Below are 8,100 nucleotides of genomic sequence, written 5' to 3'. Positions count from 1 at the left end.
TACGGTTTCGCGAATGTAGTAGGCCAACTGCGCGGCAATCGGGTATTGCCGGCAGAAGTCGATGACCAGCGCGCGCGCCTCGGAGACTGTGACGGCCATCGCTGCTACTCGCCCTGGCGTTCAAGCCGGTCCAGCGCGTCCTTGACGGACTCGCCCGGCCGCTTACCCAGCAGCTCGCGCGCGCTGGCCGTGGTGACGTTCGCAGGAATGTCGAGGCCTTCCCCGCGCTCGATGAAAACCGGCGCGTCTGCGGTCTGCGCGTCGGTCAAGTCGATGGCCGTGTCGAGCGCATCGGCTTCGCTCAATGCGTCCTCCGCGAACGCGCCGGCGCGGGCCGCCTCGTCTGGATCAAACTCGGCCTGAAAGCCTGGTGTCTCGGCGTCGGCCAGCTTTTCGCGTAGAGCGGCCGCCGCGTTCGCTTCACTATCGAGACTCGGTTCGTTGTTGGGCAGCTCGGGGGTATTCATGCTCACTTCTCCTTGCGTTGGATGGCGTAGTTGGGCTTGCCCTTGGCGTCGGGATACGTCTGTGAGCAAGTGGGATAGCCGCTGCACGACCAAAAGTTCGTGCCCGGTTTTTTGCCGGCGCGACGGACAAGCCCCTTGCCGCACGCCATGCACTTGTGGATCTCCGATACCTTCGGCGCTTCCTTCGCGCCGGCGATCTTCACCGCGCCGTCATTGGCTTTTGCAACCTGCTCGCGGATGAAGGCCTCTTGCTTCGCGATAAAGCTGTCCACGTCCGAACCGCCCTGCTCGATGGCGAGCAACATGCGTTCGTAAAGGGCCGTGAGTACCGGGCTTTTCACGACCTCGGGCAGCGCGTCGATCATGCTGCGCCCCAGCGTCGTGCTGACGATCTGCTTGCCTTTCACTTCGAGGAATTCGCGGCGCTTCAATTCGGAAATGATCGACGGCCGCGTGGCGACGGTGCCAATGCCGTCGCGGTCGCGCAGCAGCTTCTTTTGTTCGGTGTCCGCGACGTACTTGTGAATGTTCTCCATCGCGCGCTGCAATGTGCCTTCGGTGAAGCGGCTCGGGGCCTTGGTCTTGGCATCCTGCCGTGTGGCCTTTACGCATGAGACGTCATCACCCGTTTTCATGCTGGGCAATGCCTGGCTCTCGCCCTCGGCCTGTGCTTCGGCCTCGGTTTCCTCGTCAGCTTCGGCATACACGTCGCGCCAACCGTTGCGCGTCACAACCTTGCCGCCCGCCTCGAACCGCTCGCCGTTGACCTCAAGGGCAACGGTCGTAGCAAGGTACTCGTGCAACGGGTAGAACTGCGCGAGGTAAGCGCGCACGATCAGGTCATAAATGTTGCGCTCCGGCTCGGATAGCCCGGTCGTGCTGCCCTTGTGCATGGTCGGGATGATGCCGTGGTGAGCCGTGATCTTGCTGTCATCCCAGGTCTTGGACTTGATCTTGGTATCCGCACCATCGACCAGCGCGCCCACGTCCGGGTAAGCGTGCTTGACGGCTTCTAGCACGCGGGGCGCGTCGGCGTGCTGCGATTCGGGCAGAAACGCGCAGTCGGATCGCGGGTAGCTCGTGAGCTTGTGCGTTTCATAGAGCGACTGGCACGCATCAAGAACCTGTTCGGCGCTATAGCCGAATTTGTTTGACGCCAAGAGGGTAATGTCGGAAAGAGAATACGCGCGCGGATGCGCTTTTTTCTTCGGCTCCTGCTTGTACTCGATCACGCGGCCGGGCTTGCCGGTCACGTTTTCGACCAGGCTGTTCGCGATGGCGGTGTCGATCAGGCGGCCTTCCGGGTCTAGGCCGGCTTGGTCCTCATTGGCTCGCCATGCTGCGAGGAACACACCACCTTCGTGTTTGAACGCCGCTCGAATGGTGTGATAGGGGATTGGTTTGAACGCCTCGATTTCGCGGTCGCGTGCAACGACGATGGCAAGCGTTGGCGTTTGCACGCGGCCGACCGTCAGTAGGGCGCGTGAGCCGCCGCGCTGCGCGCGCAGCGTATATGCACGACTGAGGTTCATGCCGATGAGCCAGTCGGCCCGCCCGCGCGCCTGAGCTGCCCCGGCGAAGCCGTGATATTCGGCGTTGTCTTTGAGCGCAGCAAGGCCGCGCTGCACCGTTACCGAATCCTGCGCAGACACCCAAAAGCGACGCACTGGCTTGTGGCAGTCGAAGTATTCGAGCACTTCGTCAACGAGTAGCTGGCCTTCGCGGTCGGGGTCGCCGGCGTTGACGATTTCCGTAGCCTTTTTTAGCAGCCGCTCGATGACGCTGAGCTGTTTTGCGGCGTCCTCGCGCGGCTGCATCTTCCACACTTCGGGAATGATGGGTAACTCGTCGGTACGCCAGATTTTCTTGCCATTGGTCGGATTACGCGGCACGTCATCGGGGGTGTATTCGTCCGGGTCAGCCTGTTCGAGCATGTGCCCAAAACACCAGGTAATCGTGTCGTTACCGCACTCGATGTACCCGTCACCCTTTCCTGTTGCGCCCAGTTCGCCGGCGATGGCCTTGGCGACAGACGGTTTTTCAGCGATGAATAAACGCATTGCTATGCCCTCAATTCTTGGTTGTTCTTACCAAGTGAAAACCGGCCGGATGACGGATTTCACTTGCTCTCGGGTGACGGGACCGAAGTAGCGGGCGTCGAATGACGTTGCGCTACGGTCGGTCATCAGCAACAGCTCGGATTCGCCAAGCGTGTATCGTTCGTCGGTCATGCGAGGCAGGGGCCGGCCAACAGCATCGGCCGGCAAGGGCTTGCTGTGCGGCAGCAGCTCGCCGTTGACGGTGACGCCCTGCGGCGTCAACGAAACGGTGTCGCCTTTAGCGGCTAAAACCTTTTTCATCATGTAGCCGAAATCGCCGGGGCAAAACCCGGAACCGATGTAGCCCCGTTCCCTGGCGTTCGCGAACACTGTTCGCTGAGGCGGGCAGAAAATCACGTACTCGCCCTTGGTGATGGCCGCGCTGCTAGTCCAGTACAGCCCTAGCGGAATGCTCTTGCTCGTGTTCACGCGTGCGCCGGCCGAATACATGACACCGCATGCCGCTACAACGCCGAGGCCGCCCACGACTGACACCGCGATTGCACGCTTGATAAGGCGGTTCATATGGTGATCGCCTCCCCTGCGGCCGGCTCATGCAAAAGGCGCAGCTTGTCGCTGGCCTTCGGCTCGGGCACCGCTGCGCGCGCCGTGAAGATCGGGTCTTGGAAGTAAAGCGGCTGCTTGCCGTAGATCGCGGGATAGCCCGCGACGTACACAACCATGTCGCCGGCCTCTGTGATTTGCCCCTCGGCATCTTTCTTCGGCCCCGGCATGCGCAAGCACTCGTCCACCGTGAGCAAGGGCCGCTGCACTTCCTGAATCGTGCGCGAGACTTGTCCGAGGATCGCGCTCGCGCGCTTGCCGCTCGTAGTGATCTGTTCTTTGACGACCGTGGTTTGCCCTGTCAGCTTCGACAGGTGTTCGGCTGTCTCCACGCGGTTAGGCGGATAGGCATTCTGGACGTGGCAGTTGGACGTGATGGTTTCGTCGGGGCCGTAGCCGGTTTCGCGCGACTTGAGCTGGTTCAAGTCCTGGCAAATGAGATAGAACTTGATGCCGTAGCCGGCCACGAAGGCCAGCGACTCTTGCATGATTTCGAGTTTGCCGAGGCTCGGAAACTCGTCGATCATGCCCAGCAGGCGATGCTTGTAGGACTTCTTGGATCGCACGTAAGAGTGCGCTGCCTGGTTGAAGCCGAGCTTGGCAAGCACGCGGCGCCACCAAGGCATGTCGGCAAGCACGCGCTCGAACTCCATCTTGTCGGCCAGCAGGCGCACGATCATGTTCAGCATCACGCGGACGAGGGGCCGCAAGCGGGCCTTGTCGTTCGGCTGGGTGACGATGTACAGGCTCACCGGATCGTCGTGGTTCATCAGGTCTTTGATGCGGAACTCGGACTTGCTGACGTTCCGCGCGACGACTGGATCGCGATAGAGCGCGAGGTACGACTTGGCCGTGGACAAGACGGAGCCGGCTTCTTCCTCCGGCCGGTCCATCATGTCGCGGCCCGCCGAGCCGACGACCGGATGGTTTTCGCCGTTGACGTGGCCGTACTGCGTCATTTCCATCCACAACTCGCCAGTGTCGCGGTCGGGATCGGCCATGATGCGGTCTACGTAGGGCAACGTTGCCGGCGTGCCTTCGTTCTTCGCCTTGTAGAGAACGTGCAGGATCACGCCGACAAGCAACGCCTGCGACGTTTTCTGCCAGTGTGATTCGAGGCCCTTGCCGTCCGGGTCAACAATCAGCGTGGCGAGGTTCTGCACGTCGCCAACTTCGTATTCCGTGTCGATGCGGATTTCATCGAGCGGGTTCCAGCACGCGGAGCCGCTGAGCGTCGCCGGCTCGAATCGGATGACCTTGTTTTTCGCGTGCTTCTGACGCCACCCGGCCGTCATTGCCCACAACTCGCCCTTGAGGTCGGTAACGACCGTGCTGTGCGGCCATGACAGCAGCGTGGGGACCACAAGGCCCACGCCCTTGCCCGAACGGGTCGGCGCGTAGGTCAAGACGTGCTCGGGGCCATTGTGGCGCAGGTAGTGAACCGTGCCGTCCTTGTCCTCCCACGCCCCCACGTACACGCCTTCGTCGTTGCCGAGCAAGCCGGACTGTTCGATGTCCTTCTTGTCCGCCCAGCGCGCGGAGCCGTGCAGATACTCGTTCGCCTTGGACGAGTTGGCCCCGAACGTCTTTACGAGGGCTGTGCCGATAAGACCACCGGCGGCGACCATCGTGCCGATGCTGCCGGCGGCAAAGAAATAGCTGTGGAACTGCTCGCCCCACTTGCCGTACCACGAAAGGATCGACCAGGGCGCGTACAGGTGACTGTAGTTCGCGCCGAGTGTCGGCTGATAGTTGAACGTGTGCGCGAAGTATTGCGTTGCGGCCTGCATGCCGGCCGCCATCGAGGTAAGAGCAAGCACCGGCACCAGCTTGTTCTTCTTGGCCCGCGTCCCTCGAACCTGCGGGCCGACTGCATTGTTCGGCTTTTCTCTCATCTGCTTCTTCCTTTCGTCTTGAGCGTGCCCTTGTCGGTCAGCGATACGTCATCGCCAAGGGACAGCCGTTTGATCCTGCGCGCTGTGGCGGCATCGACGGCCAGCACAACCACTTCTTCGTCGCGCTTCAATAGGGCGAGCGATTCGCCCTCAACCTGGCGCAGCCCGGCAAACTTCACCGCGCCCGCGTCGTTTTCATTATATCGCCGGTGCTTCGGTATATCGAATCCTTTAGCACGCTTGGATTCACGCTCTGCAATGTATTTGTCCGTCGCCGTGGCGGCCGGCGCGGTTATTCCTCCTGCCCGATGAATATCCCGTCGCAACCCGTCATTACGTTGGGTTCCTTGTTGCTCCACGTGACCAGGTACATCACGCGGCAATAGCACTTCACTTCGCTGGGCGAGCTGAACCACACCGAGTTGGGACAGGTTTCGCAGACGGTGGGTGTTTGCGGGCGGCGGTGCGGCTCCAACGCGTCCAACGTTGGGCTTGTCGGTCCCTCTGGCACCTCGAACGGCTGCGCCGCTGCCGGTTCCAGGCTTTCCGGCTCGGGCGGGCCGTCCTGGTCCTCGGCCGGCGCTGACTCTTGCAGCAGCGCCATTGCGGCCGCGATCTGCTCGTCCTCGGTCGTGGTCCCGCTCGCCGGTGGAGTGGTCTGCTCGTGCTCGTGTTCTTCGTTGCTCATGGTCTTGCTCCTGGTTGGTGGGGGTCGATGAACGACTTGCAGCGGCGTCGCGCTCGCTCAACGCGTCCTCGTGGAAAGCGCCGGCGCGATTTGCCTGCGCCTGCGTGAATTCAGGGGTCTTGCCGGGCACCGCGGCCTCGGTCAACTTGGCCTTCGCGGCTGCGTCGTTGGCGAGCTGCTGCCGGCGTTTTTCGAGCGCGGCATCCTCAAAGGTCACGTTGAGCCGTGAGGCGGCTGCGGCCTGAGCAATGCGCTCCTTGAATTCCGCGCTGCCGTTGACCGTGATGCGCTCGCCATAGCGATACATCGCCATGCGTAGCGCTGCCTCTATGCCGTGGTCGTTCGCGCCGCGCGAGACGTTCAGGGAGCCGCCGTCATCGCGAATCGCGGTCGAGCCAACGCGATAGATGATCGTGCCGGCCTTCGTGATGTTGTCGGGTTTCAGGCCCGGCACCGGGCCTGTTCGGCGGGCATCGTGGCCTCCGACGTTGTTGCGGGACCGGCTCTGCCGGGCTTCGCGCGCGCGCAGCGCGGCAAGGGCTTCGGCATCGCCCCGCTTGGCCTCGGTCTGCAACCAGTCGGCCCAAGCGCGGCGACTGTGGGTGGTATAGGCCGTCTCGCGCGCCTTCAGGTACTCGGCGTTGATCTTCGCTACGTCCTCGCGCAACGACTTGCTGGCGAGTGCGTAAAGCAGCTTCTTGTTGACGCCTGCGCCGTTCATTAGCTTGATCGCGGCCCGCTTCAAGCGGCCGGTACGTTTCGCGGCCTCGATTAGCCGCTCCTTCTTTCTGCGAGCCTGCGAGATGGCCTCATTGCGGGCCGCGCCAAGATTTTCCTGCTCGGCCTTGTACCTGGCGTGCAGCTCTACAGTGCTGACCTTCTTCGCATAAATGGGCCGCTGCTCGTACCGGCTGCCGCTGTCGATGTGCAACACCCCCACGGCGGCTAGGCCGGGCGCGCGACCCTTGCTGCGCGGCGGTGGTCGGCGTCCGACTTTCTCAACGGGCGGGGCCTGCGTCCTGCGGGCCTCCACGCTCGCCGGCGAAGGCTCCCGCCTGACGGGCTGGGCAAATGCCCCGAACCGGGCTTCGAGCTTTGCCTTGGACAGCTCGCGCGCGACGGAACTTGCCTTGACGCCCTGGCCTGCCCCGTCCGTGATGACGAGGCCGTTGCCACGCCCCCGGATTTCGAGGCCGTTGCGCTGCATAACTGCGTGCAACTCGGCCCAGCTCTGCGCGCTCTTGATCTGGTCGGCGCACTCACGCTTGATCCAGCCGAGAAGACTTTCGACGCCCGCGTGCCGCTCCATATCGCCGGCGCGGTTCTCGCCGGCCGTTTTGCGCGCGGTGTGGTTGTCAGGTTCTAGCCCGTATTCGCGTTCGAGCTTTTCGCATATCTCGCCTAACGTCTTGTAGTCGTTGTACGGCGTGTTGATGGTGTGCCGCGTCGGGTGAATCTTGTTGATTGCGACATGGACGTGCAGGTTGTCGGTGTCGTGATGCACGGCGCTGACGCGTTGATGTTCAGCGTAGCCCAGCGCGGCGCAGATACGCGCCTCGATTGCTTCCAAGACTTCCGGCGAGGGGTTCTCCCCTTCCCGGAAGGAAATCAGCAGGTGATACGTCTTGTCGGCCTCGGTGCGGGTATTCAGCGCCTGCGTCGCCTGCACTTCTAGCGCAGCATCGAGGGCGTTGTCTTGCAGGCAATTCGTGACCGCCACGCGCCCGACACGCTCTTGTTTCTGCTGGGGGTCATTCAGATATTCGACCAGTTCGCGGAAGTCGCTCTTTTTGACAACGCGCATGGGGACGTGCTTCGCGATCATCGCGGCCCCCTTGGCGTTTTAGCGGCTAAAAGACTCATCCCCGCACAACCTGCGTCATGACGGCGCGTAGCTCGTCTTGGGTGGCCTCGATCTTCCCGAGCAGCGCGCGAATGGTCGCGGGCGAAAAATCGGCCGTACGGGCGTCATTCGTCAGCCAGAGCTTCAACAGGCCGCCAAGACGGCCGAGGTCGCCGTTGACCTTCGCCAAGTCATGTACGCGGCGATGGTCGAGGATGCCCTGAATTTCATAGCCCATCCCCACGCGCAACAGATACGCCGACAGGCTCAAGCCGGCCGCGTCGGCCTTGGCTTGAACCGCTGCCCGCTCATCGGGCAGGCAGTACACCTTGATAGGTGGACTGCTCTTGCGCGTCACCTTGTCTTGCATCGCTTCTCCTTATGAGCGGCGGTAGCCGCTGGCCTCGCAGAGCAGGATTCCCGTTGAGCGCCGAAGGCGCGAATAAGGGAGAGTGAAGAAGGAACACCGGCTTGCCGGTGGGCCTACTTCACATATCCTGCCCGGTTCAACACCGTTGATACGCCAAGAGTAGCATTGCAACGA

Annotated in this window: 6 protein-coding genes; all 6 read right to left on the bottom strand. The window is 62.4% G+C overall.

Annotation, left to right across the window (positions count from 1 at the left end):
• Positions 1–104: 104 nt before the first annotated feature.
• Genes BTH42_RS33785 through traJ form a run of 6 tightly spaced genes read right to left on the bottom strand, consistent with a single transcriptional unit; the run spans position 105 to position 7,926 of the window.
• Positions 105–467 (bottom strand): conjugal transfer protein, encoded by a 363-nt coding sequence (locus BTH42_RS33785; RefSeq protein WP_075305514.1) that lies wholly within the window; start codon positions 465–467, stop codon positions 105–107.
• Between the two features lie 2 nt (positions 468–469).
• Positions 470–2,527: a DNA topoisomerase 3 gene (locus BTH42_RS33780; protein WP_075305513.1), complete on the bottom strand. Its 2,058-nt coding sequence runs from the start codon at positions 2,525–2,527 to the stop codon at positions 470–472.
• Positions 2,528–2,554: 27 nt separating this feature from the next.
• The gene (traF, locus tag BTH42_RS33775) at positions 2,555–3,091 is read right to left on the bottom strand and encodes a conjugative transfer signal peptidase TraF (RefSeq protein WP_075305512.1); all 537 of its coding nucleotides are present in this window, start codon (positions 3,089–3,091) and stop codon (positions 2,555–2,557) included.
• Positions 3,088–5,025 (bottom strand): type IV secretory system conjugative DNA transfer family protein, encoded by a 1,938-nt coding sequence (locus BTH42_RS33770; protein WP_075305511.1) that lies wholly within the window; start codon positions 5,023–5,025, stop codon positions 3,088–3,090. The genes traF and BTH42_RS33770 overlap by 4 nt, the downstream gene beginning before the upstream one ends.
• Positions 5,022–7,538 (bottom strand): TraI/MobA(P) family conjugative relaxase, encoded by a 2,517-nt coding sequence (gene traI, locus BTH42_RS33765; RefSeq protein ID WP_075305510.1) that lies wholly within the window; start codon positions 7,536–7,538, stop codon positions 5,022–5,024. Before traI ends, BTH42_RS33770 begins: the two co-directional genes overlap by 4 nt.
• 34 nt (positions 7,539–7,572) lie before the next feature.
• A complete protein-coding gene (traJ, locus tag BTH42_RS33760) occupies positions 7,573–7,926 on the bottom strand; it encodes a conjugal transfer transcriptional regulator TraJ (RefSeq protein WP_075305509.1) in 354 nt (117 codons plus the stop codon).
• Positions 7,927–8,100 lie beyond the last annotated feature (174 nt).

The organism is Burkholderia sp. SRS-W-2-2016 (assembly GCF_001931485.1).
GTDB lineage: Bacteria > Pseudomonadota > Gammaproteobacteria > Burkholderiales > Burkholderiaceae > Paraburkholderia.
Note: the sequence above shows the minus strand (reverse complement) of the source record. Positions and strands in the feature narration are given on the sequence as shown.